Raw genomic sequence first — 24,770 nt, forward strand, 5'->3', positions numbered from 1 at the left:
ACGGCAGGGGCGGCGCCCCTCCCCTCGCCCGCTGTCTACCTGCCGCCGAGGCTCCCAATCATCGAGTCCACCAGCAGGTACAGGAAGAAGAAGGCGCCGATGGCGATGAGGAAGAACCTGGCGCCGGGCTGGAAGCCGCGCGAGCTCTCACTCGTGGCCGGGGTGAACGACATGGAGCCCACGGACATGGAGCCCTCGTAGCGGACCGTGCGCAGGTACTGGTCCACCACCACGTGGTCATCCGTGGCCGCGAGCGAGCGCCCCAGCTGGGGGTCCACCAGCCGCGCGCCGGCCGCGCTGGCGATGCCAGCGGCCTCGGCCACCACCTCGCGGACCAGCTCCGTGCGCTCGGACAAGGGGATGTGCAGCTCGGTGGCCACCACCCGTCCGCCCTCGCGCAGCTCGCCCACCTCCACGTCCCCGTGCTCGAGATGCCAGAGCCGGTTGCCGTCCGGACGGGCGCTCACCCGCCGCTCGGAGAGGAGGCCATCCACCCGCGCCGCCTCGTAGGGCGTGCCCGGCGTCTTCGTCTGTAGGAGCAACTCGTATCTCACGCGGGTTGCGAGTATACGCCGCCCAACGCCATGCCCACCTCTTCCAAGCCCCCCTCCGGCCCCCATCGCGGCGGCAGACCCTCCTCCCCGCCGTCCGGACAGGGCCGAGGCCGCCCCCACCACCGCCCCGAAAAGGTGGCCCCGGACCGCACCTCGCCCGAGCTGGGCCCGGATGGCCTGCCCCAGGTCTCCCTGCTGCGCCGGGGCGTCGAGCGCTGGCAGGCGGGCCACCCGTGGATCTACCGCGCCGACCTCAACGGCGACCCGGGCCTGCAGGGCGGCGAAATCGTCCGCGTCACCGACGGGCGCGGCTGGTTCATCGGCAAGGCGTTCTACTCGCGCCAGTCGAAAATCTCGCTGCGCTGGCTGAGCTTCGACGACGTCGCGGTGGACGAGGACTTCTTCCGCCAGCGCCTCCTGTCCGCCCAGGCCCTGCGCAAGAGCGCGCTGCCGGGCGAGACGACGTACCGGCTGGTGCACGGCGAGGCGGACGGCATCCCGGGCCTGGTGGTCGACCGGTACGGCGACTACCTGAGCGTGCAGTTCCTGGTGCCCGCCACCGAGCAGCGCAAGGCGCTCATCGCGGACCTGCTCGAGGCGCAGTTCAAGCCGCGCGGCATCGTCAACCGCTCGGACGTGGGCGTGCGCAACCTGGAGGGCCTGACGCCGGAGAAGGGCCTGCTGCGCGGCGAATTGCCCCCGGGCCCCATCTCCTTCGACGAGGGCATGGTGCGCGTGCGCGCGGACCTGCTGGAGGGCCAGAAGACGGGCGCGTTCCTGGACCAGAAGGAGAACCACGTCATGGCGGCGCAGTACGCCGCGGGCGAGGCGCTGGACTGCTTCTCGTACGTGGGCGGCTTCGCGCTCCAGCTCGCCACGCGGGCCCAGAGCGTCACGGCGGTGGAGATTTCCGACCAGGCCGCGGCCCAGCTGCGTGAGAACGCCCAGGCGAACAAGCTCTCCAATGTGGATGTGGTGGCCGCCAACGCGTTCGACTTCCTGCGCGACGCGGTGGACGACGGCAGGAAGTTCGACACCATCGTCCTGGACCCGCCGTCGTTCGCGAAGAACAAGGACGCCTTCGCCGCCGCGGTGCGCGGGTACAAGGAGATCAACCTGCGCGCCATGCAGCTGCTCAGGCCCGGCGGGCACCTCATCACCGCGAGCTGCACGTACCACGTGGACGAGCAGGCCTTCGAGGACATGCTCGCCTCCGCCGCCGCGGACGCGAAGCGGCGCATGCAGATCATCGAGCGGCGCGGCGCGGGCAAGGACCACCCCGTGCTCGTGAACCTGCGGGAGACCCGCTACCTGAAGTGCTACGTGCTGCGCGCGATGTGAGCGCCCGGCGCGCGGCCAGAGGGCGAGGACATGCGGAGCCGGGACTGGGATGACGAGGAGGAAGCGCCCACCACGCGGGGCTCCCACCAGAAGGAGCGCGCGCTCAAGGAAGTGCGCGCCATCTTCCGCCAGGCCGACGCCGCCTACGGCCCCTTCTCCTGCCCCGCCAGCGGTGAGTGCTGCCAGCTGTCCCGCACGGGCCGCCAGCCCTGGCTGTGGCTGCCCGAGTGGGAGCTGCTCACCCAGGGCCGCCCCCTGCCGCCCGCGCGCGAGGACGGCGGCTGTCCCTACCTGGACGCGGCCGGCAAGCGCTGCACCGTGTACGCGGACCGGCCCTTCGGCTGCCGCACGTTCTTCTGCGAGCGCATCCGCGGCCCCGCCCGCCAGCCCGCAGAAACCGTGGGGGCGTTGCTGGAGCGGCTCGAGCGCGTCTCCCAGCAGCGCGAGCCCTCGCTGCGCGCGCCCCGGCCCCTGCTCGAGTGGCACGCCGAGGCCCTCGCCCGGGCGTCAACCAAGACACCCTGACGGGTCATCCCTACCCACCCCACCGCTCCGGGTCTGCATTGAATCCCACTCTTGGATTCAAGCTATTGAGGCAATTCCAGAAGTTCAGAGACACATGACGCATGTATCAGTGTGAACTCGCCCGCCGACGAGGCCATGATTGCGCGGGCAATCCGGCTGTGGAGGCGTGGGCGTGCGGAGAAGTCTGACTGCGAGGACGAAGGGGAACGGAGACCACCCGGTGGCCGGTGGAGCGTCCTCGTCGTGATACCGCCGCGTTGGCTCGTCGCACCGCAGGAGTACAAGGGCACCCTCACGGCGTCGGAGGCCGCGGAGGCGATGGCCCGGGGCGTGCGGGAGGTCTCTCCCGAGGTGGTGCTGGACCTGGCGCCGCTGGCGGATGGCGGCCCTGGCACCGTGGAGGCGTTGCTGTCGGGGACGCGTGGCGAGCGCCGCGTGTGCCGGGTGCATTGTCCCCTGGGCAAGCCGATGGAGGCCGCGTGGGCGCTGCTCGAGGACGGGCGCACGGCGGTGGTGGAGATGGCCGCGGCCTCCGGGCTGGCGCACCTGGAGCCCAATCCCGTCAGCGCGAGGAAGGCGTCGACGTACGGCGCGGGTGAGCTGATGCGGGCCGCGCTGGACTCGGGCTGCGAGCGGCTCATCATCGGACTCGGTGGCAGCGCGACGACGGATGGCGGCACGGGCGCGCTCACGGCGCTGGGCTATCGGTTCCTGGATGCGAACGGACATCCGCTTCCGCCCGGTGGCGCGGCGCTCTCGGCGCTCGCGCGGGTGGACGCGAGTGGACGCCATCCCCGGCTGGGCAAGGTGGAGCTGATGGGCGCCACGGACGTCACGTCGCCGCTGCTGGGCGCGGATGGAGCGGCGCGGTTGTTCGGTCCGCAGAAGGGTGCCGACGCGCAGGGCGTGGAGGAGTTGGAGGCGGCGCTCGCGCACTACTCGCGCGTGGTGGGGGATTTGTCCGCGGGCTGGCCGGGCACGGGCGCGGCGGGAGGCTTCGGCTTCGGGCTGGTGGCGCTCGCGGGCGCGCGGCTGGTGCCCGGGTACGAGCTGGTGGCGCGGGCACTGGGGCTGGAGCGGCGCGTGCTGCTCGCGGAGGTGGTGCTCACGGGCGAGGGACGCTTCGACCGGCAGACGTCGCTGGGCAAGGGCCCCGGGGGACTGGCGCGACTGGCGCGTGAGCACGGCACGCCGGTGGAGCTCTTCGCGGGCTCGGTGCGCCGCGATGAAGGCGTGGAGCTGGACCTGTTCCACACGGTGGTGGACCTGAGCACCCAGGCGCGTCCCGGCGCAACGGCGGCGGAGGTGCTCCAGGAAGCCGTGGCGCGCTGGACGGCGGCGCGACTCAAGACGACGCGCTGAGGCCGGGGCGGAACCTCGGACTCGCGTGACGGGCCCAGGCGACTGGCGTGGGCCCGACGCACGCGGGACCGGATGTGGGGTACCCCACCGGATGCGCGCCTCAAGGCGGCGCGCGGAGGCTCACGCACGCGACCAGGCCGGGAGGCACCTCGGACGCGCGTGACGGGCCCAGGCGACTGGCGTGGGCCCGACGCACGCGGGACCGGATGTGGGGTACCCCACCGGATTCGCGGCTCAGTCCTCCAGCGGGTCCGTCGTGCGCACCACGCGCATGCCCGCCGCGCGAAGCTCCTCGATGGCCGCATCCGCCATGCGCGGGAAGTCGAGCGCGGGAGGCAGCGGATTCAGCGGCGGCGCGGGCACCGGGCTCATCGCATCCACCAGGATGTGCACGCGCCCCATCCGCGAGCGGTCCGTGCGCTCGATGTGCTCGCGCAGGTCGCGCAGGGTGGACAGCACGCAGTGCGACTTGGCCTGGCCGAACACGTAGACGCGGTCGAACGTCATGAGCCGCTCGAACAGGCGCGTGTTGAACTCCCCCACGCGCTGGCCCTTCACCTCCGTCACGTCCGGCGACAGCACCGAGTAGTTCTCGGTCAGCGGGTGCTCGCCCTTCAGCTCGAAGTGCGTGGGCGTGTCGCGCACCAGGGCGTGGAACGCGCTCGCCTCGTAGAACGCGGGCACCAGCGCGTGGCTCAGTCCGCCCAGCAGCGCGTGGTACGGCCAGATGGTGTGCACGTAGCGACCTCTCGCCTCCAGTCGCTCGCAGTACTCCAGGCTCTCCGCCTCGAAGCGCGTGGCGCGCCAGCGGCCCGCGCGCACGTCCGCGGCGGTGATGGACGTGAGCGGCGGCGGGGGCTTGCCCTCCGCGTCACGCCACCACGCGGGATGGAAGATTTGAAAGACGCGGTGCGTGTCGAGCGAGAACACCAGCTCCGTCACCCGCCCCAGGTTCGCGTAGAGCCAGCGCAGCGTGCGCTGGGTGTCCTCCACCGCGCCCGGGACGAAGAGGCTGGCGCCGGGCGTGCAGAAGGCCACCTGCACGTCGATGCCGAAGGCCGCGATGCGCACGCGGTCCTCGCTCGCCGGACGCACGCGGTGCTCGGCCGCGTAGCGCAGGGCCTCCTCGGCGACCTCTCCGGTGCGCTCCAGGTAGAGCTGTCCGGCGCGAGCGTCGTCGTGGAACCGGGGAATCGGCAGCGTCATGGGTCGTCCTCAGCGTCCCTTGGGGAAGTGCTTGCGCGTGAGCTCCTCGACGAGCGCGCGCGTGGCCTGCGTCTGGGAAATCTTCGCGGGCTCCGAGTTCACCTCCAGCGCCCCCACCAGCGAAGGCGTCTCGGGCTCGGCCTCCATCAGCGGGAAGTACCCATCCGGCACGGGCTCGCCCTCCTGTCCCACCAACCCGATGGGCCCGGAGCCGTGGCGGCGGCGGAACAGGACGGGCGTGCCGGGGATGCTCTGCTTGCCCTCGGCCAGCTCGTTGCCGAACTTCATCACCGGCTGCGGGCCCGTCTGCGACAGCTTGTAGATGGCGGCCACCTTGTCGCGCGTGAAGGGACACTCCATGGTCCGCGCGACGATGTGGCCTCCGTAGCCGTAGAACTGCGAGCCCGGCTCCCAGCCCACCTGTCGACGCAGGTCCTCGAACTCGCGCGTGGCCTCGGCGTCCAGGCCGTCCTCGAGGATGTTGACGGGCTTGATGCCGATGTCGCGCGCGCGCGTCACCGCGTACAGGTACTGGAGCTTCTTGTTGCCCGAGTCGAAGCGGATGGAGTCCCCCGCGCCCGGCTCCTCGCGGATGAGCTGGAAGGCGGCGGGGATGCCGGAGGTGAGCGTGTCGAAGGTGTCCAGCAGGTAGCTGGAGCGCTGCGGACGGCGCTCGCGCATGGCGCGGAAGGCGGCATCGTCCGAACCGAAGCGCTGGATGTGCTCGTGGCCCATGGTGCCCACGGGAATCATCCCCAGCTTGCGCGCGCCCTCCACGTTGCTGGTGCGCGTCACCCCCACGTCCTTGCAGGCCCGCAGGGCCAGCTCGTGCTGCTGCTGGCAGGTGGCCGCGCGCAGGCCCACCTCGAAGATGCGGGCCGGGTCCTCCACCGCGTCGATGAGTTCTTTCACCGTGGCGCGCACGCGCTGCAGGTAGCCCTCCGAGTCCACGGTGATGGGCACCGGCTTGACGCCCACCGCGTCGAGCGTCTCCAGGGCAATCGCCTTCTGCTCGTCGCAGGTGACGCGGGCGAGCGCGCGCGCCAGTCCCTCGCGGTCCGTCAGGGCCTGGGTGGCCACCTGGATGCGGAAGTTGAGCTGGAGCAGCAGCGGCTCCACCCACGAGACGAGCGCGGAGGGACCGGTGACGGTGAGGATGGGCTCGCGGGGGAAGAAGCACGCGCCGCGAGGGATGGCGCGGACGGAGAGCTTCTCCTTGCGGAGGATGGCCGCCTTGAAGCCCACGCCCATCTCGTAGTCGTACTTCGCGAGAAAGTCGTAGTCCTCGGGCTTGGGCTCGGGCAGGAGGGCACGCACATAGGCGGCCAGGTCCAGCGGCATGACCTGGAGGCCGCCCTTGCGGTGTGAGTAATAGAACGTCTCCCGGCGCAACGGCCAACCGGCCTCCGCCATGCTGAACTTGTAGCCATCCGTCGCGAGCAGCGAGGTCGCCATCCTGGGTACCTTCCTCCGATGTCACAGGAGACTACGCGCGCCATGATGGGTTTCCTACCCTTCCACCGCGCTTTCCCAAGCACACCGGGCAGGCGTGATTAAACCTGGAACCCATGTCGCCGGCCCCCTCCCGACGCCTCCTCCCCGCGCTCGTCGCCAGCCTCGCCCTGCATGGGCTCCTGTGGCTGGGCGTCGACAGGGTTCCGGAGGGCGCCCTCCGAGGGCCTCGTGCGCCCCAGCCCCCGCGCCCCGCGCTGGAGTGGGTCGAGGTGGAGGTGCGCTCACCGCCCGCCCCGCCTCCAGTCCCCCCGTCCACGCCATCGGAGGACCGCCGGGGCGATGACGGCGATGCCATCGCGAACGCCCGCGCGCCTCTCCCCAACGCATCCATTGGCGGCGCCCGAAGCGGTGACAGCGGCGCGGCCCCACGGAGGTCCGAAACCAGCCCTCCTCGGCCCGACAAGACCGCACGAGCACCTGAGGCCCCTCCAGCGGATTCCGACCGAACCGACGGCGCCGTCGCACGCGCCACCCCGGCCCCGAAGGAAGGCATCGTCCGAGCCGCGCCCCAGCGCGACGCGAACACCCTGACCGCGGACGCGCCGCGCCCCGATACCGCGGGTGCCCTGTCCGCCCAGCCTCGCGATGACAGCCCGAGCGGGGAGCTGGCCGACACGCGAGCCATCACGAACCGTCCACCTCCGGCCGACGCGCCCCTCATGGCGCAGGCCCCCAGCGAGAACACTCAGTCAGCTGAGTCTTCCGACGTGCCGCGACAGGCTCCACACGGTGACATCCCGCGCGCGGCGCCCACCGACGCGCGGCGCGAGGGAGCACGCCTGCTGCTCGCGGCCCGGACCCAGCGCGTCTCCGCGTGGCGCAGCGAGGAACAAGCGCCCCAGGAGCGTGAGCTCCGAGGCGCCCGTGAGCCCACCTCCCCCCAGGCGCTCGTCGAGGAGCTGGTCGCCGAGGGCGTCGGCCGGGGCAAGGTGGACCGGGGACTGGTGCATCCCTACTTCAGCCAGTTGGGCAAGACACTGCTGGGCCTCTGGGACGCGGACCGCGCCGTGAAGGAGCATGGCCTCCAGGGCTACTTCGACATGGGCATGGAGCGCAGCCGCGCGTACGGCCGCGTGTGGGGCGAGCGCGCCGCCAACTACGGCGCCACCGGTGCCTTCGCCGCGAACAAGCCCCTCGAGGAGGACCGTCGCCGCCCCGCGAGCCAGGTCGGAGACCCCACGCTGCGCATGCGCCAGGAGCTGCGCGAGAAGATGCGCGAGGAGTTCCGGGCCACGCGCCGCGCCCTCATCCGCGTCGTGCAGGACCCTCAAGGACGCCTGCTCGACGTCGAGCTCGTGGAGCCCAGCCACCAGCCCGAGGTGGACAACGAGGCGATGAAGGACGTCCGCGCCGCCGCCCAGAAGCTCCCGCCCCCTCCCGCCGAGGCCGTGGGCAAGCGCGAGCGAATCACCAGCCTCTGGGAGTTCGAGCTGATCCTCTCCATCAGCCCGCCCATCCCCATCTTCACCTTCGAGTTCGACGAGGCGCTCGGCTTCATCGACACGCGCCTGCCCCTGGACAAGCGCATCTACAAGCGCGTGCGGCTCGTCGAGCTGCGCTGAGCCGCTAGAGACAGTCGATCAACCCGTCATAGAGCGTGGTGCTCGTGCCGGGCAGCGGCGCGTCCATCGGCTCCGGGCCAGACAGCGCCTTCAACAGCGCCGCCATCGTCGTGCCCGGCACCAACGGGCTCGTGCAGGCCCACGTGCGCGCCTCCGTGGTGATGGCCCCCGACCTGGCATCGATGTGCTCGTAGCTGCCGCCGAACACCCAGAGGCACTGACCGATGACTCCCGAGCGCTGCCCCACCGAACAGCGGAACACCACCGTCTCGATGTTGCTGTAGTCCCCCTCGCAGAACGTGTCCCCGCAGATGTCATCGAAGTTCTTGCGCAGGTTGGCGCGCAGCTGGAACCAGGCGCGGAAATCCTCCTCGGAGCTCAGGTACTCCACCACGTCCACGAACGGCCCGTGCTCCTTGCCCGGAACGAATGCTCCCGGAAGCCCACGCGCCCCCGCCAACGTCGACAGCCCCAACAGCGACAACAACCCCCACGAACGAATCCGCATCACGACGACCTCCGGATGGTGCCGTTCCACCCCACCCGGCCTTGACGTGTTTTTCAAGTAAAGCAGTGTTCACAATTTATCCAAGATGACGTGGAGTGACGCCTTCCAGAAAGGCAGGCCGGCATGCCGTCACCTCTTCGTCGTGTTTCCGAAGTGCTGGTGTCCACCCTCGTCACCGTGTCCCTGGGGCTGCTCGCGGGCTGCGGCGAGGGGTACTCCGAGGACGACCCGTTCGGCGAGGCGCAGCGGGCGCTGCTTGACGGGGTCGGCTCGACGGCGGCGCGCGCGGCGCTCACGAAGCGGTGGGCGCCCATCCACTACCAGGACGTGGACGTGACGGGCTCCCACTCGCTGGGCGGCAAGTCGGACTTCCTCACGCGCGTGGACTTCGACGGGGACTGGAGCGGGACGAACAACTGGGACAACACGGGCTCGCGGCTGTTGCCCGCGCACGCGTACCAGTCCGTCGTCGAGACCAGCTCGCACTGGTACCTGCTCTACCTGTTCTTCCACCCGCGCGACTGGTCCGACAACATCTTCGACAGCGAGCACGAGAACGACGGCGAGGGTGTGCTGCTCATCGTCCAGCGCGACGGCAGCGAGTACGGCGCGCTCGTGGGCGCGGTGACGGTGGCGCACAAGGACTTCTTCTCCTTCGTTCCCACCGGCAGCCCGCTCGGCTCGGGCGCGGAGAGCGTGGACGGCACGCTGTCGCTCGCGTCCTTCGAGGGCGTGCTCCATCCCATCACCGCGCAGGAGGCCAAGGGCCATGGCCTCAAGGCGTGGCCGGCCTACGACATCGTCGGTGACGGCGTGAAGTACTTCCCCTCCCTCACGCTCGCCGAGCAGCCCGCGTCCGCCACCGCCGCGGACGTGCGCTACAAGCTGCTCGACTTGTACGGCGGCGAGGGGCTCTGGCAGCGCCGCGAGCTCTCCACGCTCTTCTCCGGCTGGGGCACCTTCCGCGGCGACACCAGCGGCGGCTGCGGGCTCGTCGCGGGCAACTGCTCGTCCAACTCCGCCAACGCGCCGTGGGGCTGGGACGACGGGAATGACGGCCCGGTGCTGCGAGGAGAAATCGCCACGGACCCGGCGAAGCTCGCCGCGCACTACTTCAGCCCGTCGTCACAGTTCTCCCGGACGTACACCTTCAACCCGTACCAGGGCATCGGCACGGACCCGAACCAGCCCTGAGTCCCAATCACCGAGGAGCGGACGACACCGCCCCGCTCCCCGGTGAGGCACCGTCAGGACGCGCGGCTCTTGCGCGCCACCGGACGCCGCGCGCGGCTGCGCACGGGCGTGGTGGGCGCGTTGCCGTAGACGCGGTCGTAGTCCTTCATGCTGCGGCGGATGACCTCGAGCGCCTCGGGGCGGTCATACACCTCCGCGATCTCGACGCTGCGCTTGCCCTCGCCGGGAATCTGCTTGTAGGTGAGGAAGTAGTGCTTGAGGCGGTCGAGCAGCGGGCGCGGCAGCTGCGCGATGTGCTGCAGCTCGCCGTAGACCAGGTCGGACTCGAGCACGGCGATGATCTTGTCGTCCGCCTCGTCGCCGTCGACCATCCGGAAGCCGCCCACCGGCACCGCGCGCACCAGGAGGTTGCCGTTGCTGACCACCTTCTCCGTCAGCACGCAGATATCAATCGGGTCGCCGTCGCCCTTGATGTCGCGCATGCCCGTGCGCTCGGCGCAGCGCTTCGCCACCAGCTCGTCGCAGAACGTCTGCGGGATGAAGCCGTACAGCGTGGGGCACTGGCTGCTGAAGCGCTGCGGGCGGTCCAACATCAGGATGCCCGACTCCTTGTCCAGCTCGTACTTCACCGCGTCCGTGGGGACGATTTCGATGTACGCGGTGACGACCTCCGGAGCGTCGTTGCCAGGGGTGATTCCGTGCCAGGGATGAGATGCGAACGACTTCTGAGGTGCGGGCTTCTTCATGTAGGTACGTCTCCCGAGCGTCGACACGCCTCGGAGTAGAGTTGCGCGACCGCGTCCTCCAGCTGGCGCGTGAGCGCCTCGCGGTCCTGAATCGTCAGGCCTTGCGTGGTGATGGGCGCTCCCACCGCCAATGCCACGCGCTGTCCCCACCGCACGGCCCGTCCTCCCTTGGGAAGGATGAGCCGGGTCCCTGACACGGCCATGGGCACCACCGGCACGCCCGCCTGGATGGCGAGCGTCGCGGCCCCCTTCTTGAACGGCCGCAGCCGGCCGTCCTCACTGCGCGTGCCCTCGGCGTAGAAGAGCACGCTCACCCGCTCGCGCAGCGCCGTCACGGCCTCCTCCAGCCGGGCCCTGTCTTGACTGCTGCCGCTGCGCACCACGGGGATGTTGCCCGCCAGCCGCAGCGCCGAGCCGAACACCGGAATCTTGAACAGCTCCGCCTTGGCCACGAAGCGCGTGTGCTTCTCCAGGTAGGCCAACCCCAGCGGCGCGTCGTAGTGCGACTGGTGGTTGCACACGAAGACGACGTGGCCCTCCGTCGGAATGTGCTCCAGGCCCACCGCCTCGTGACGCACGCCCGCCGACGCCAGCACGCCCTGCGCCCAGAGCTTCAGGAGCTTGTCCGCCTCCCGATGCGCGCCGGCCACCGACAGCGCCGATATCGCCGACGACGCAGCGCCCGTCAGCCCCACTGCTGAAACACCCGCGAACGCTGTCCGGACGATGTCTCGAATCACACGAACTCGTGGGCGGGGAACAGGAGCACATCCGAGATGCGCTGGACCCCGAGCAGCAGCATCAGGATTCTGTCGAGCCCCACGGCGATGCCCGCCGAGGGTGGCATTCGACCTACCGCGTCGAGGAACCGCTCGTCCAGAGCATACACGGAACGTCCCAGTCTGCGTCGCAGGTCCTGTTCCTCGAGCAGGCGGGCGCGCTGCTCGGCCGGGTCCGTCAGCTCGCTGAACCCGTTCGCCAGCTCCAGCCCCTTCGCGTACAGCTCCACCCGCTCCGCCACCGCCGCGTCCCCGGGCTTGAGCCGTGACAAGGCCGCCATCGACGCCGGGTACTCGATGAGGAACGTCGGCCGGTCGAACCCCAGCCCCGTCTCCACCCGCTGCAGGAACAGGTGGAAGAACACGTCGTCGAAGCTCTCCGCGTCGCCCGTCCGCACGCCGATGGCCTCCGCCGCCCGCTTGAGCGAGGGCCCGTCCGAGTGCACCCGGATGTCCACCCCGGTGGCGCGCAGCACGGCGTCGCGCACGGTGAGCCGCTCGTAGGGGGTGCGCGTGAAGAAGGCCGGGTCCGCGCCTGGCTCACCCTCCGTGGCCGAGCGCCCCGCCTCCGCCAGCGCCCCCTCCAGGTCCGCCATGATGGCGTGGTAGTCCGCCTGGGGCCGGTAGAACTCCAGCATCGTGAATTCCGGGTTGTGCGTGGTGGAGACCTCGCCGTTGCGGAACACCTTGCAGAGCTGGAACAGGGGGCCGGCCCCGTCGGCGAGCAGGCGCTTCATCGCGTACTCGGGGCTGGTGTGGAGGTAGAGCGGGCGCTCGACGCCCACGTTCGTCTCCGGGACGAAGCGGGCCTCGAAGGCGTTGATGTGCGGCTCCATCCCGGGGGTGGGGATGAGCAGCGGGGTCTCGACTTCCAGGTAGCCTTCTGCCGCGAAGAAACGTCGCAGGGCGGAGTAGAGGGCCTGGCGTCCGCGGGCGGCCCGCCATTGAGAAAGGTTGGGCATGGGCGGGCCGGAAGTAACATGAGGCCCCACATGCACCCAAGGATTCCCCTCCTCCTCGCAGTCGCCTGCTGCCTGAGCGCCTGCCACAAGGCGCCTCCCGCCGACAACCGGCCGCCTCCGACGGAGGAGCAGCTGCTGACTGCGGACGTCCGAGCCCTGGCCTCACGCGCGGAGACGCTGCTCGAGGCCCAGCACCGCCTGGTGTGGGTGTTCTGGACCGAGGGCCGCCACGTGGACGTCTCCGGGACGTACGCGGGGCAGGAGGACCTCTTCACGCTCGACAACATCCGGAAGCTGGACCGGCTGCGCCAGCTCACCCAGGACCCGCGCGAGGTGCGCGCCCTCACCGCGCTGCACTCGCACTTCGCGGGCGAGTACCTGTCGCACGCGCTCGCCGAGCACAACGACGCGTCCGCCAACCTGGAGGCGTCGCTCACCTTCAACCTGGACGGCAAGGAGCTGCGCTACCGGGATTTGGAGCGGCTGCTCGCCAACGAGCGCAGCGGCAATCGGCGCAAGGCGCTCTACGCGGCGGCGACGCCCGCGCTGGAGCGGCTCAACCAGACCTTGCGGCGCAAGGAGGAGGAGGCCGAGAAGCGGGTGAAGGAGCTGGGCTTCCCCTCGTACGAGGCCTTCGGCAGCGAGCTAAGGCAGGCGGACCTGGGCAAGCTGAGCGTGCTGGCGGAGGAGATCCTGCAGGCCACGCAGGGGCCGTACCGCGTCGTCATGGAGCGGCTGGCGCAGCGCGAGCTGAACCTGGCCTTCAAGGACATCACCCGCGCGGACATCCCGCGGCTGTTCCGCTCGCGCGAGGTGGAGGACGCGTTCCCCAAGGGCGTGTCGCTGAAGAAGGCGCACGAGACGCTGGCGGGGATGAAGCTGGACCTGTCCACGCAGAAGAACGTGGAGATCGACGAGCGCGACTTGCCGAAGAAGAACTCGCGGCCCCTGGCGCTGGCGGTCCGCGTGCCGGAGGACGTGCGGGTGTCGTTCAAGCCCGGCTCGGGGGTGCTGCACCAGGCGAGGGTGCTGCACGAGTTCGGGCACGCGCTGCATGCGGCCTTCACCGCGGAGACGCGCTTCGAGCTGGCGCGGTTGGGCAACCCCACGGTGGGCGAGGCGTACTCGTCGCTCTTCGAGGACCTGCTGGAGGACCCGGTGTGGCTGGAGGAGCACGCGGGCCTGAGCGGCGAGGAGCGCGCGAAGTACCTGGCGACGTCGAGCGCGCACAAGCTGTACCTCATCCGTCACGCGGCGGGCCGGCTGCTGTACCAGTTGGAGCTGCACCGGCGCGCGGACGTGGACCCCAGGGAGCTCTACCGGGAGATCATGTCGCGCACGGACGACATCCCGATGACGGCCGAGGACACGGCGCGCTACCTGGTGGACCAGGAGGACTTCTTCCAGTCCGCGGACAGCTTCCGCGCGTGGTTCCTGGCGGGGCAGATTCAAGCCCAGCTCAAGGCGCGCTTCGGTCCGTCGTGGTGGCACTCGCCGGAGGCGGGTGAGTTCCTGAAGACGCTGTGGGCGAAGGGCAACGCGCTGTCCGCGCGCGAGGTGGCCCAGGCCATCGGCGAGCCGGGCATCGAGCCGGACGTGCTGCTCTTGCGCCTGGGCACCACGCTGCAGGTGCCCATCCGGTTGGACATGAAGTCGGAGGACACCGTCAGCGCGCCCGGGCCGGAGGGTGCGCCCGCGCCCACGGCGCAGGATGCGACGCCGCAGGGCGCCGCCTCCTCGATGCCCGCCGCTGGCCCCGGGCAGTGACGCGACGGGCCCTGCCTCGCGAGGGGCAGAGGCCTTCGTCATGTGGGCCCCATCAACGACAAGGGCCCCCGCCCTCACAGCGGAGGACGGAGGCCCGGTGTCGCGTCAGCGACGCTGAGGACTACAGGAGCTTCATCAGCTCCGCGCGCTTGGCGTTGTACTCGTCATCCGAGAGCACGCCCGCGTCCTTCAGCTCCTTGATCTCCTTCAGGCGCTGCGCGGGGCTGCGCGTGTCGGCCGGGGCCGCCTGCTGCGCGGGCTCCGCAGGACGCTGCTGCTGTTGCTGCTGGTTGTTCATGAACTGCTGGGCCATGCCGAAGCCCATGCCCATGCCCATGCCGCCCAGCGCGTTGCCGCTGCTCTCGCCGCCCTTGGCCATGCCCTCGGCCGCGCCGAGCATCGCCTGACCCTGCGCGTACTGCTGGAAGCCGCCGGCGAGGCGCGAGTACGCCACGTCCTTGCCCAGCTTCTTCAGCGTCGCCTCGTCCTCCTCCTTGATGCTGACGTGGAAGTTGCCCATCCGCACCACGGTGAGCCCGTAGTCGTCCACGTGCGGCTTGAGGCCGGCGATGACCTCCGTCTCAATCTCCTCCGTGTACGCACCGCTCGTCACGTCGAGCAGCGGCCAGCGCTTCTTCACCAGCAGCTCGGCGATGCGGTCGCGCGTCACCTTGAGCACCTGGTTCTTGAACCAGCCCAGCAACGCCTCGTTGTTGGAGCGGCCCATGCCCACCAGGCCCACCACGAGCTTCTCCGGGTCCGTCACGCGGATGGAGAAGTCGCCGTACACCATGGTGCCGATGCCCAGGCCCGTCTCCGGGTCGCGCACGTCGCCGATGGGGCCACCGAACTTGATGCCCGGGAACTCACGGACGGAGACGAAGAAGACCTCCGCGACGAACAGGTTGCCGCCCGTGAACTTCTCCAGCAGGCGCGACAGGAACGGGATGTTGTTCGAGTCGAGCTGGTGACGGCCCGCACCCAGCTTCCCCTCGACCTTGCCGTCCTTGACGAAGAGGGCCACCTCGTCGGCGTCCACGGTCAGCTGGGTCAGCATCCGGATGTTGTTCTCCGGATACTTGTAGATGATCTCCCCCTTCGCCGTGTCCGCGCGAGCGATGAAGTTGCGCTTCGCCTCACCCTTGATGGTGTCGAAGATACCCATTGCTAGTCAGCGCCTCCGTGGCCGCCGTGGCGGCCGGCAAATCCGCGCCACCACCCGACCCTCTCTAAGAACATGGCCCCCGCGACGAAAGCGCGCCCGCTTTCCGACCGGCTGCCCTGCCTGCAACATGCCAGTTTCACTGGCCATTGCCTAGCCGCTCGCCCACCGGGCGGCCCTGTGTCTGATGCCCGGTCAACGGCGGCGTTCCGGCCCTTATTTCAGCCCCAGCGGCTGACCAGGCGCTCCCGGTCCAGCAGGCGGATGCTCGCCCACAGCAACACCAGGTCGAGCACCAGCACCACCGCGCCCTGGAGCGCGTAGTACATGAAGCCCGCCTTCAGGACGCCGGCCACCTGCCCGCCCACCATGCCGACGAGCGGCAGGACCACGAGCGCGGAGATCTGCTGCGCCATGCGGGCTTCGCTCACCCGGGCGGAGATGAGTACCGCGACGCCGTTGCCGAAGAAGGCGAACAGGGGCGCAATCACCAGCACGCCGAAGGTCCACAGCGCGTTGGGCATCAGCGGCCCCTGCACGAGCGGCCACGCGACCAGGTCCACGCCCACGCAGAACAGGATGAAGGCCACCCACGTAATCACCACCGCGGGCACCAGCGACGCCAGGCTCTTGCCCGCCACCAGCTCCGCGGCCGTCACCGGCGAGGCGAGCAGCGGCTCCAGCGTCCTGCGCTCCTTCTCCCCCGCCACGCTCTGCGACGCGATGAGGATGGGCACGAAGATGGGCATCACCAGGAACAGGCCGAACCAGTCGGTGAGCGTCTTGTCGATGAGGAAGCGCGCGGCCGACGCACCCAGGGGCAGCGAGGGGTCATAGAACTGCGCCACGCTGCGCAGGTCCGCCTGGTTGGGCGTGTTGACGTACGTCCACACCACGATGATGGGCACCGCCACCATCACGGTGGGCAGCACCGCCATGGACACCAGCAGGCCCACGTTCTTGCGCAGGTCCAGGAAGTCCTTCCAGAACACGGCCAGGGCCCGGCGCGGACGGAATGCCACGGCTACACTCCCCCTTCGCGAAGCAGGTCCAGGTACACCTCTTCCAGGGGCCGCTGCGCCGGCACCGCGCTGTGCACCCGCGCGCCCGCGCCCACCAGGCACGCCAGCACGTCCGGCGCATGCGAGTCATCCTCCAGCATGACGCGCAGCCGCATGCCCTCCGTCAGCACGTTGGGCGCGAAGGGCAGCGACGCGAGCACGTTGCGGTAGCGCTCCGCCTCACCCTCCACGCGCACCTCCAGCGCCTGCCCCGCGCGCCGCAGCTCGCGCACCGGCCCCATCAGGAGCAGCCGCCGCTTCACCACCGCGACGCGCTCGCACAGCCGCTCCACCTCCGCCAGGTTGTGCGAGCACAGGACAATCGTGCGTCCCTCCGCCGCCAGCTCCGCCACCGCGTCGCGCACCGTGCGCGCGGACTCGGGGTCCAGGCCACTGGTGGGTTCGTCGAGGAAGATGACCTTCGGGTCATGCACCAGCGTGCGGACGATGGCCAGCTTCTGGCGCATGCCCTTGGAGAAGCCGCCCACCGGCTCCAGCTCGCGGTCGCCCAGCCCGAAGCGCGACAGATAGTGCCGGGTGCGAGGCCACGCCTTCGCCTCGTCCAGCTCGTGCAGCTTCATGAAGAAGCGCAGGTTCTCCCGCGCGGTGAGCCGGTCGTAGAGGCCGGGCTGCTCGGTGAGCAGTCCCACCACCTTGCGCAGCGCCTCGCCGTCCCGGTCCACCCGGTGGCCCCACACGGACACCTGACCCTCGCTGGGAGTCAGAAGGCCGGTGAGCATGCGCACCGTCGTCGTCTTCCCGGCGCCGTTGGGGCCGAGCAGGCCGAACACCTCGCCCGGCCGCACGTGGAAGGTGAGCCCCTCCACGGCGACGCGTTCGCCGAAGCGCTTGCCCAGCCCCTGGACGTCGATTCCGCTCAATCGATGGTCACCAGCACGAACTTGTTGTTGATGTCCCGGTCCACGGGCGTGACGACCTTGTCCGGGCCCACCGCGTTGCGCAGCGTGGCGAGCATCTTCTGCTCGGCGAGCACCCACTCGCGCCCGGGCCGGGCCACCAGCGAGCGCAGCTTCGCGTTGTAGTCCCCGCTGCGGTACTGCTCCACGGTGTTGCTGGAGTAGAGCGTCTCGCCGCGCCAGTTCATCAGGTACGCGACGATGGGCTCTCCTTCCTGCCGCTGCGCGTAGTAGCGCCAGAACAGGTCGCGCTGCGTCCAGTGGTGGGACAGGTCCACCCAGTGGTTCCAGTTGAACCAGAGCGCGAAGCCCGCGGCCAGCATCCAGAAGGTGCCGAACAGCATGGTGCGCGCGCGCATCAGCGTGGCCACCACCGCCATGGCGCCCGCCACCGCGAAGACGAAGCCCAGCGCGCCCTTGACGTTGACGGGCTCCGACAGCGAGCGCAGCAGCGAGTCCTCACCGGCCGGCGCCTTGAACCCGCGCACCGCCATCACCACGCCCACGACGGCCACCACGCCCGCCATCAGCTGCAGCGACGAGCGGCCCTCCGGCTCCGACTTGAGCGACTGCCACCCGAGGAACGCGGCCGCCGCCGCCACCGCGACGCCGATGAGGCCCGTGGCGGACACCTTCGCGCCGGAGGCCACCGCGGTCAGCGTGGCCGCGCCCGCCAGGAGCAACAGCAGCGCGACCGCGCGCGAGCCCGGCGTCACCTTCTCCCGCGTCTTGGGCGAGAAGGCCTCGAAGGAGAGGTAGACGCCGAAGGCCAGCAGCACCAGCGTGACGAGGTCGCCGGTCCACAGCGCGCGGGAGAAGAAGGCGATGGGCCGGGTGACGAGGTCCTGGGGATAGGGGCGCTCGTAGTTGTAGACGAACAGGTCCGTGAAGTTCTTCGGGTTCTCCGCCAGGTCCTTGCCCACGAGCACGAAGAGGACCAGTCCGAAGATGAGGCTCACCGCGTGCGTGGGGATGCCGTCCTCCCACAGCCGGTCGATGAACAGCGCGATGAGCACCGCGAGGCCCGGCAGCACGGGGAAGACGTAGTGGTGGAACTTGGTGGCGCTGGAGGCCAGGAGCCAGAAGGCGAAGGCCACCCAGATGACGGTGATGAGCGCCAGGTGGTCCGACTTCTTCTCCGAGCGCAGCTTCAGCTTCGCCACGACGGAGAACGCGCCGGGCAGGAGCGCCACCCAGGGGAAGATGCCGAAGCCGCCCTGCTCGATGAAGTAGATGAACGTGCCGCCCGGCGTGGTGGTGTGCACGCCCGCGGTGAGGCGGTTCAGGTGGTCGTGCACGAAGAAGCGGTACCAGAAGAGCTTGCCCTCGTCGTCCACGCTCTTGAAGAGCGACATCACCACGTACCAGGGCGCGGCCACCGCGAAGAACACCAGGATGCCCGTGCCCAGCTTCATCTTGAACATCTGGCCCCAGAGCACCGGCATCGGCTGGCGCCCCTCGCGCACGTCCTTGCGGAAGCCGCCGTCGGTCAGCCAGCGCAGGTGCGCATCCAGGCTCGCCCCGTCCCACGGGATGACGGCCAGCGCCGCGTAGAGCACCAGGATGACGGCCGGCAGGCCCACGCCGAGCAGGCCCTTGGCCAGGGTGGACAGGCCCGCGAAGAAGTAGAAGCCGTACCACCACGCGGCGCGGTGCTTCGTCGAGTCATCCAGCTGACCGATGAGCGCGCACGCCATGGCGCAGACGAACGTGGTGACGAAGGGCGTGTCCGTCACCGTCTGGCGGGTGAGCAGGAAGTACAGCGGCATGGTGGCCAGCACGAAGCCGGTGGCCAGACCCGCGCGGCGGCTCACCACGCGCGACACGGCGAGCGACAGCAGCGTCACCGCGGTGATGCTCAGGAGGACGAAGGGCACGCGCATGCCCCACTCGGTGTACAGGCCCAGCGCGCCGCCGGATTGCACGGTGCCCACCACCTGCATGCCCAACGCCTGCATCCACATGGTGAGCGGCGGCTTGGAGAAGAACCACGCGTTCTCCCAGAAGGGGAACACGTAGTCGCGCCGGACGATCATCATCCGCGCCACTTCGCCGTAGTGCGTCTCCCAGCAGTCCCACAGGCCCACCGCGCCCAGGTACGGAAGGAAGAGCAGGGCCGCGAAGAAGGCCGTGGACGTCACCACGCGCCAGGTGGTCGGCAGCGCCAGCCAACGCCGCATCCAGGGCGCCGAGAGAAGCTCCTTGCCGAGGATGGACTCGGCGAAGGTCTGCGCTTGCTGCTGTTCCTGCTGTTCGCCGTCGCTCGCCACGGGTGATGGGCTCCTTGAGTCGTTTCGGGCGGTTGCCTGCGCGTCACGGGCAGGACGCGGCCTTATAACTCCGCCACTCCCGCCGGTCGACCTCCGCCGGAGGCACACCGTGCCAGAGCTTGCGCGCCATTGTGCAGGAGCGTGCACGGAAGAGGGAGGCCCACATGCCGCGAGCCCGGGGAGCGGCCAGGGGCACGGGCCTTGTAACGGCCGCCTCCGTCCGGTTCGCGGAGGCTCCATGCTCGTGTCAGCGGTGACGTTGGGTTGTGCCTTGTTGCTCGCTCAGTGGGAGGGAGCGCCCCCCGCCGGGCCCCCGCCCACCCAGGGCAGGGATGCCCCCGTGCGGCCCACGCCTCCCCTCCTCACGCCGCCCCCCTTCGAGCCTCAGCCCGCGGACGGGCAGCCGACCCACCGCGATGAAGGCGCCCCTCCGGTGACCCCGGTATCCGGGGGGACGCCTCCTCCCGACAGCGAGCCCGCCCCCACGCCTCCGCCCTCCGAGGGACAGGGCCGCGCGCCCGACGAAGCGACGGGGCCGCTGTTCGAACGCACCCCGGACGAAGGTGCGCCCCTCGTCGCGTCCGCCATCCAGCCTCCGGCCGACCCACTGCCCATGCAGGCCCCGGAGCGACCCGTGGTGTGCCTCACGTTGCCACCCACACCCGCGGTTCCCTCGGGGTACTGGAGGGCCCAGTGCGATACCCGCGAGCGACGCTGCCTCATCGCCCCGCAGCACGAGCTGGACATGGACGGGCGGGAGACGGACCGGATGCTGGAGCGCGCTCGCGGCTGCATCCTCGAGCGTGACGGTTCCATCCCCGCGGACGTGCTGCGCCAGTATCGGCTGGAGCCCTCCATCGCGGACGCGCCGCCCGGCTGGTATCGCGATGAGCGCGGCCGGGTGATGCAGTTCAACTTCGACCTGCACCGACGCATCTGGTTGGGCGGCGCGTGGAGCCCGCTGTGGCGGGAAGGCGTCCCGCGCGAGGACCGCGTGCGTCTGGACTTCGGCATCGCGTTGGAGCTCGCCGACGACCGGCATCTGCACCGGCTGCGCATGCTGGAGACGGAGGTGATGTTGGGGCAACGGACGCTCGACTCGACGCTCTTGCGCTACGACTTCAGTGTCGAGCGCGATGACCCGCTGTTCCGCATCACCACGTTCTTCGGCGAGCCGCGCCGGTATGACATCAGCCTCGACATGGGCCTGTGGCTGGAGGCGCTGCGCGTGGAGGAGGTGGAGCGCGGTGAGCTGCAGGGCGGCTTCCTCACCTGGGGCAGCGTGCATGCCACGTTGGACCTGTGGCACTCGCGCGACATGGTGTCGTACGTGCGCGTGCGCGCGGGCCCGTCCGCCGAGCGCGACTACGAGAACGACGTCAACTCGCTCGTCCCCGGCGCCGTGCTGGAGGCGGACCTCACGCTGGACCGGGATGGCTTCCATCACCTGCGCCTCGGCGTGGAAGCGGAGAAGGTGCTCCTGTCGCGCGCCATCCTCGGGCGCCCGTTGAGGCCGGAGCGACTCAAGGTCTCCGCCGGCTACGAGCTCATCCTCATCGCCATCAACGACCAGCCGCTGTCGCTGGTGGTGGATGCGCGCGGGATGTGGCGCAACGACATCCCCTACCTGCCGCAGCGCTGGGAGTGGTCCGCCTCCGCGGGGCTCCGCTTCTCACTCTGGGCTCCCGCGCGCCGCTCCGCGCCCAAGGCCCAGCAGGCGCGGGACTGAAAGCCCGTGCTCGCGCTCGGTCTCACCTTGCTGCTGACCATGGCCCCCACCCCAGGCGTGGACACGCCCCACGTCGACCCGTGTGCTCCACACGACGCGCTCGGTGACCCGTTCCCCGTCTGCTTCGACCCAGGCGAAGGGCTGGTGGTGGGCTCGGGCGTCGTGATGAACGACGGCGTCCAGGCCCTGTCCCTGCGCGCGAGCGTGCGTCTGCGCAGCGGCCGCACCAGCCGGAGCAAGGGCACCCCGTGGTTCAACAACCATCGACTGGTCGACGTGGAGCTGTGGGACGGCGCGCGTCGGGGCCTGTCCTTCACCGCGTATGACGGGCTGCTGCGTCGCCACCTGGAGGAGGGCTTCATCTTGATTCCCACCGCGCGCCCGCTGCGCATCCCCTTCCCGTTCGACGTGACGGTGGCGCTGCGCGCGGCCCACCTGGAGCGCCGCGTCTGGGAGGGACCGGGGTGGACGTTGGAGACCGGACGCGTGGGGCTCCTGGTGGACCCGATTCGCTCGGAGACCGAGCGCGTCTGGTTCGGCGTGGGCCCCGTCGCGACCCACACGCTGCGCCATTCGCGGGACGGCACCTCGCAGGAGCTGTCCCCCTTCACCTCGTTGATGTTCGACGGAGGGCTGGAGAGCGAGGACGGGCTGTGGGCCTTGCGCGCCTCGGGGCTCGCGGGATGGACGCACGGCGTGGACGGAGGCACCTCCTTCCGCATGCGCGCGGACGCGTCACTGGAGCGGGTGTTCCTCGCCGTGGCGGACCAGCCCGTGGCGCTGCGCCTGTCCGGCGGCGCCGTCCAGGGCGATGCGGGCCTCTTCCGACGGGACACGTGGACGGTGGGCGCGAGCCTGGTGGTGCGGGCCTTCAGCGCGAGGTAACAAGGCCCCCGGTGTGCCAGCGGGGCTGTCAGCCCGCGAGGCACGTGGCGTCACCAGGGAGCCCGCCCCTCGTGGCGGCGCGATGGGAGGTCCGTCATGGAGAGAAAGCTCGTCTCGATTCAGCGCATCGACCACCTGGAGGACATCCCCGGAGCCGACAACATCCTGAAGGCGCGGGTGATGGGCTGGGACGTGGTGGTGAGGAGGGGCGAGTTCGCGCCCGGGGATGCGTGCGTCTTCTTCGAAATCGACAGCCAGCTTCCGGAGGGCAAGGCCTGGGCGGAGTTCCTCCGGGCCCGGAGCTTCCGCGTGAAGACGGCGAGGCTCAGGGGCGTGTTGTCCCAGGGGCTCGCGCTGCCGACCTCCATCCTGGGGGGCGAGGTGCCGCCCATCGGCACGGACGTGAAGGATGCGCTGGGCGTCGTGAAGTTCGAGCCCACGCCCTCCGACGGGAACGACGTGGCCGGCCCCTTCCCGGGCCAGGTGCCGAAGACGGACGAGATTCGACTGCAGTCGGCGCTGGGCGTGCTCGACGAGCTTCGGGGCCTCGACTTCTACGTGACGACGAAGCTGGACGGCACCTCGTCCACGTTCTTGCGGACGCTGGAGGGTGAGCTGGTGGCGTGCTCGCGCAACTGGGCGTTGAAGCCCGGCAAGCACCCGGCGTGGCGCGTGGCGGAGAAGTACGCGCTGGCCACCGTCCTGCCACCCGGCTTCGCCATCCAGGGAGAGCTGTGCGGACCGGGCATCCAGAAGAACCGCCTGGGGCTCGACGCGGTGGACCTGTTCGTCTTCAGCGTCCACGACACGCGCACGGGCCACTTCCTGGGCCACGCGGAGCACCTCGCGTTCTGCGAGCGGCACGGGCTGCGCTCGGTGCCGGTGGAGCACGTCATCACGGGCGATGAGGCGCGCGCGTTCGAGCACGGCCTGGAGCACTACCTGCGACTGGCCCAGGGCTCCTACCCCGGGACGAAGAACCGCAAGGAAGGCATCGTCGTCCGGCCGCTCGTCGAGCGGCAGTCGCCCACGCTGGGCGGCGGCAGGCTGTCGTTCAAGGTCATCAACAACGACTTCCTGCTCAAGGACGAGGAGTGAGCCGGCTCCCCCGTTCCAGGATGCCGCCCGGACGCGGCGACTCCTGGGAGGGATGGGGCGAGGAGGTCTCCAGCACCGCGCGCAACGCGGCCTCGGCGGCCCTCAGGCGCGCATCCTGCGGGTCCACGCGTCGCGCACGCTCCAGTCGCTCCAGCGCTCGGGGCAGCGCGCCTCGCGACAGCTCGCAGCGCACGCCCGCCTCGAGCGCGCCCGTGTCCGAAGGTCCGTAGACCTCCGCCTCCTCGGCCGCGTGACAGCCCTCGTCCACGCGCCCGGCATCGAGCAGCGCCCGCGCGAGCTCCACCCTCGCGCCCACGTGTGAGGGCGACAGGCGCACCGCCTCCGTGAGCGGGACGATGGCCTGCCTCGACGCGCCCAGCCGCCGCAGCACCGCGCCCAGCTCCCGCTGCGGTCCCGCGGCGCCTGGAGACAGGAGCGCCCGTCCCCGCGCCTCGCGCAGCACCGAGGGCTCATCGAAGCGCAGCTCCGCCACCATCCGGCTCACGATGTCCTGGTACGCGGGCCACTGCGCGGGCCAGATGAAGACCAGCCGGTAGACCCACTCGCCGCGCGGCACGAAGAAGGCGATGAGCCGCTTTCCTCCCGCCGGCCCGTCCAGCTCCGCGCGCAGCCTCAGCGCGAGCCTGCCGCCGATCTGCGTGCGCTGGGGGCCCTGGATAGAGAGCGTCCGTCCCTCGGGTCCGGGCACACCGAGCGGCAGCGTCTCCTCCTTGAAATGCCGCGCCTGCGCGAGTCCGTCGCCAGGCTCCCCCGCCTCGATGGCCTCCGCGGAGAACGTGGCGCGCCCCAGTCCCGGCAGCCCGTTGGAGAACGTGCGCCGCCCCTGCCCGTCCACCTCGCCACTCCATCCCTGGGGCATCATCACCGCGACGCCAAAGCCGTCATCCCGCTCCATCCGCCAGCCCGAGCGCTCTACCACCACCGCCGTCGACACCGCGAGGGCCGCCAGGACGCCGACCACCGGCCGCGCCACTCCCGGCCGCGTCATGCCCTCCAGCTCGCGCGGCTCCAGGAACGCTCCGGCGAGCAGCCCCGTCACCAGGCCGCCCAGGTGCCCGGCGTTGTCCACGCCCACGGATGTCCAGCCCATCCAGAGAAACACGAGCACCGTGGGAATCGCGCTCTCCCCGGAGAGCCAACGCACGCGGAAGGCGGCGTGTGATCGGTGACGGCGTCCGAGCACGAGCAGCGCGCCCATGCATCCATAGACGAGCCCCGACGCGCCCACGCTCACCGCGCCAGACCAGGCAAGCGAGCTCGCCATGGTGGTGAGCCCCGCGGCCACGAGCAGCGCGACATAGTCGCGACGTCGGCAGACCTTCTCCAGCGCCACGCCCGCGGCCACCAGCACGACGACGTTGAGGGCCAGGTGCAGCGCATCCCGGTGCAGCAGGTTGGCCGTCGCCAGACGCCACACCTGCCCCGCCTCCAGGACGAGCGGCCCCGCCTTGGCGCCCCAGCGCACCAGCGCGTCCACGTCGACGGGGCCCCGCATCACCAGGGCGCCATGGACCCCCAGAAGGACCCCCACCAGGGTCAGCGTGACCCAGGGAAACGCCCGAGCGCCCCCCTGCCCGGCCGCTTGACCGATGGACAACAGGCCCGG

General features: G+C 70.6%; 21 protein-coding genes. 9 read left to right on the top strand and 12 right to left on the bottom strand.

From position 1 onward, the window contains the following. Positions 1-35: 35 nt before the first annotated feature. A complete protein-coding gene (locus AC6JA9_RS31865) occupies positions 36-542 on the bottom strand; it encodes a hypothetical protein (protein WP_223745215.1) in 507 nt (168 codons plus the stop codon). Positions 543-584: 42 nt separating this feature from the next. On the opposite strand from AC6JA9_RS31865, the gene AC6JA9_RS31870 reads away from it, so the two are divergent. The 3 genes from AC6JA9_RS31870 to AC6JA9_RS31880 all read left to right on the top strand — a co-directional run bounded on the left by AC6JA9_RS31870 (position 585) and on the right by AC6JA9_RS31880 (position 3,782). Further along, a complete protein-coding gene (locus AC6JA9_RS31870; protein ID WP_223781853.1) occupies positions 585-1,895 on the top strand; it encodes a class I SAM-dependent rRNA methyltransferase in 1,311 nt (436 codons plus the stop codon). 30 nt (positions 1,896-1,925) lie between these two features. Continuing rightward, positions 1,926-2,420 (top strand): YkgJ family cysteine cluster protein, encoded by a 495-nt coding sequence (locus AC6JA9_RS31875; protein WP_223745213.1) that lies wholly within the window; start codon positions 1,926-1,928, stop codon positions 2,418-2,420. 243 nt (positions 2,421-2,663) lie between these two features. Further along, entirely contained in the window at positions 2,664-3,782 is a 1,119-nt protein-coding gene (locus AC6JA9_RS31880; RefSeq protein WP_223745212.1) for a glycerate kinase, read from the top strand. 234 nt (positions 3,783-4,016) lie between these two features. Here AC6JA9_RS31880 and AC6JA9_RS31885 read toward each other — a convergent pair whose 3' ends face one another. Both AC6JA9_RS31885 and AC6JA9_RS31890 read right to left on the bottom strand, forming a co-directional pair. Next, positions 4,017-4,988 carry a cysteine hydrolase family protein gene (locus tag AC6JA9_RS31885; protein WP_223781852.1) on the bottom strand — a complete coding sequence of 324 codons (972 nt, stop codon included), beginning with the start codon at positions 4,986-4,988 and terminating at the stop codon, positions 4,017-4,019. A gap of 9 nt (positions 4,989-4,997) precedes the next feature. Continuing rightward, a complete protein-coding gene (locus AC6JA9_RS31890) occupies positions 4,998-6,443 on the bottom strand; it encodes a nicotinate phosphoribosyltransferase (RefSeq protein WP_223745210.1) in 1,446 nt (481 codons plus the stop codon). A gap of 767 nt (positions 6,444-7,210) precedes the next feature. Between AC6JA9_RS31890 and AC6JA9_RS31895 the strand changes: the two genes are divergently transcribed. After that, the gene (locus AC6JA9_RS31895; protein WP_223745209.1) at positions 7,211-8,065 is read left to right on the top strand and encodes an energy transducer TonB family protein; all 855 of its coding nucleotides are present in this window, start codon (positions 7,211-7,213) and stop codon (positions 8,063-8,065) included. 4 nt (positions 8,066-8,069) lie between these two features. Here AC6JA9_RS31895 and AC6JA9_RS31900 read toward each other — a convergent pair whose 3' ends face one another. Further along, positions 8,070-8,573 carry a hypothetical protein gene (locus AC6JA9_RS31900; protein WP_223745208.1) on the bottom strand — a complete coding sequence of 168 codons (504 nt, stop codon included), beginning with the start codon at positions 8,571-8,573 and terminating at the stop codon, positions 8,070-8,072. A 123-nt stretch (positions 8,574-8,696) separates the two neighbouring features. On the opposite strand from AC6JA9_RS31900, the gene AC6JA9_RS31905 reads away from it, so the two are divergent. Further along, positions 8,697-9,767 carry a hypothetical protein gene (locus AC6JA9_RS31905; protein ID WP_497958317.1) on the top strand — a complete coding sequence of 357 codons (1,071 nt, stop codon included), beginning with the start codon at positions 8,697-8,699 and terminating at the stop codon, positions 9,765-9,767. Positions 9,768-9,820: 53 nt separating this feature from the next. Here the strand turns inward: AC6JA9_RS31905 and AC6JA9_RS31910 are convergent, their stop codons facing one another. From AC6JA9_RS31910 to epmA, 3 genes are read right to left on the bottom strand one after another with little or no spacing between them, the layout of a single operon-like run. Beyond that, the gene (locus AC6JA9_RS31910) at positions 9,821-10,513 is read right to left on the bottom strand and encodes an inorganic pyrophosphatase (protein ID WP_223745206.1); all 693 of its coding nucleotides are present in this window, start codon (positions 10,511-10,513) and stop codon (positions 9,821-9,823) included. Continuing rightward, the gene (locus tag AC6JA9_RS31915) at positions 10,510-11,253 is read right to left on the bottom strand and encodes a lysophospholipid acyltransferase family protein (protein WP_046715480.1); all 744 of its coding nucleotides are present in this window, start codon (positions 11,251-11,253) and stop codon (positions 10,510-10,512) included. Before AC6JA9_RS31915 ends, AC6JA9_RS31910 begins: the two co-directional genes overlap by 4 nt. After that, the gene (epmA, locus tag AC6JA9_RS31920; protein WP_223781849.1) at positions 11,250-12,254 is read right to left on the bottom strand and encodes an EF-P lysine aminoacylase EpmA; all 1,005 of its coding nucleotides are present in this window, start codon (positions 12,252-12,254) and stop codon (positions 11,250-11,252) included. The genes AC6JA9_RS31915 and epmA overlap by 4 nt, the downstream gene beginning before the upstream one ends. A 30-nt stretch (positions 12,255-12,284) precedes the next feature. Here epmA and AC6JA9_RS31925 point away from each other — a divergent pair, with 30 nt between their 5' ends. Beyond that, positions 12,285-14,021: a gluzincin family metallopeptidase gene (locus AC6JA9_RS31925; RefSeq protein WP_497958318.1), complete on the top strand. Its 1,737-nt coding sequence runs from the start codon at positions 12,285-12,287 to the stop codon at positions 14,019-14,021. Positions 14,022-14,142: 121 nt separating this feature from the next. On the opposite strand, the gene AC6JA9_RS31930 is transcribed toward AC6JA9_RS31925, so the two are convergent. From AC6JA9_RS31930 to AC6JA9_RS31945, 4 genes are all read right to left on the bottom strand, one after another. Then, positions 14,143-15,186 (bottom strand): SPFH domain-containing protein, encoded by a 1,044-nt coding sequence (locus AC6JA9_RS31930; protein ID WP_223745203.1) that lies wholly within the window; start codon positions 15,184-15,186, stop codon positions 14,143-14,145. 218 nt (positions 15,187-15,404) lie between these two features. Then, positions 15,405-16,205, bottom strand: coding sequence for an ABC transporter permease subunit (locus tag AC6JA9_RS31935; protein ID WP_046715484.1), 801 nt, complete (start codon positions 16,203-16,205; stop codon positions 15,405-15,407). Between the two features lie 2 nt (positions 16,206-16,207). Next, positions 16,208-17,125, bottom strand: coding sequence for an ABC transporter ATP-binding protein (locus AC6JA9_RS31940; RefSeq protein WP_223745202.1), 918 nt, complete (start codon positions 17,123-17,125; stop codon positions 16,208-16,210). Next, on the bottom strand, positions 17,122-19,431 hold the full coding sequence (locus AC6JA9_RS31945; RefSeq protein ID WP_223745201.1) for an ArnT family glycosyltransferase: 2,310 nt from the start codon (positions 19,429-19,431) through the stop codon (positions 17,122-17,124). Before AC6JA9_RS31945 ends, AC6JA9_RS31940 begins: the two co-directional genes overlap by 4 nt. A gap of 433 nt (positions 19,432-19,864) precedes the next feature. On the opposite strand from AC6JA9_RS31945, the gene AC6JA9_RS31950 reads away from it, so the two are divergent. The 3 genes from AC6JA9_RS31950 to AC6JA9_RS31960 all read left to right on the top strand — a co-directional run bounded on the left by AC6JA9_RS31950 (position 19,865) and on the right by AC6JA9_RS31960 (position 23,143). Then, complete coding sequence (locus tag AC6JA9_RS31950) at positions 19,865-21,160, top strand: hypothetical protein (RefSeq protein WP_497958319.1); 1,296 nt, start codon at positions 19,865-19,867, stop codon at positions 21,158-21,160. A 6-nt stretch (positions 21,161-21,166) separates the two neighbouring features. Then, positions 21,167-22,045, top strand: coding sequence for a hypothetical protein (locus AC6JA9_RS31955; protein ID WP_267699917.1), 879 nt, complete (start codon positions 21,167-21,169; stop codon positions 22,043-22,045). 96 nt (positions 22,046-22,141) lie between these two features. Beyond that, positions 22,142-23,143 carry an RNA ligase family protein gene (locus AC6JA9_RS31960; RefSeq protein WP_223745198.1) on the top strand — a complete coding sequence of 334 codons (1,002 nt, stop codon included), beginning with the start codon at positions 22,142-22,144 and terminating at the stop codon, positions 23,141-23,143. Here the strand turns inward: AC6JA9_RS31960 and AC6JA9_RS31965 are convergent. Then, positions 23,127-24,761: a rhomboid family intramembrane serine protease gene (locus AC6JA9_RS31965; RefSeq protein ID WP_483578502.1), complete on the bottom strand. Its 1,635-nt coding sequence runs from the start codon at positions 24,759-24,761 to the stop codon at positions 23,127-23,129. The two genes, AC6JA9_RS31960 and AC6JA9_RS31965, sit on opposite strands and share 17 nt — an antisense overlap. Positions 24,762-24,770: the final 9 nt, after the last annotated feature.

It is taken from the genome of Myxococcus sp. MH1, assembly GCF_059738865.1.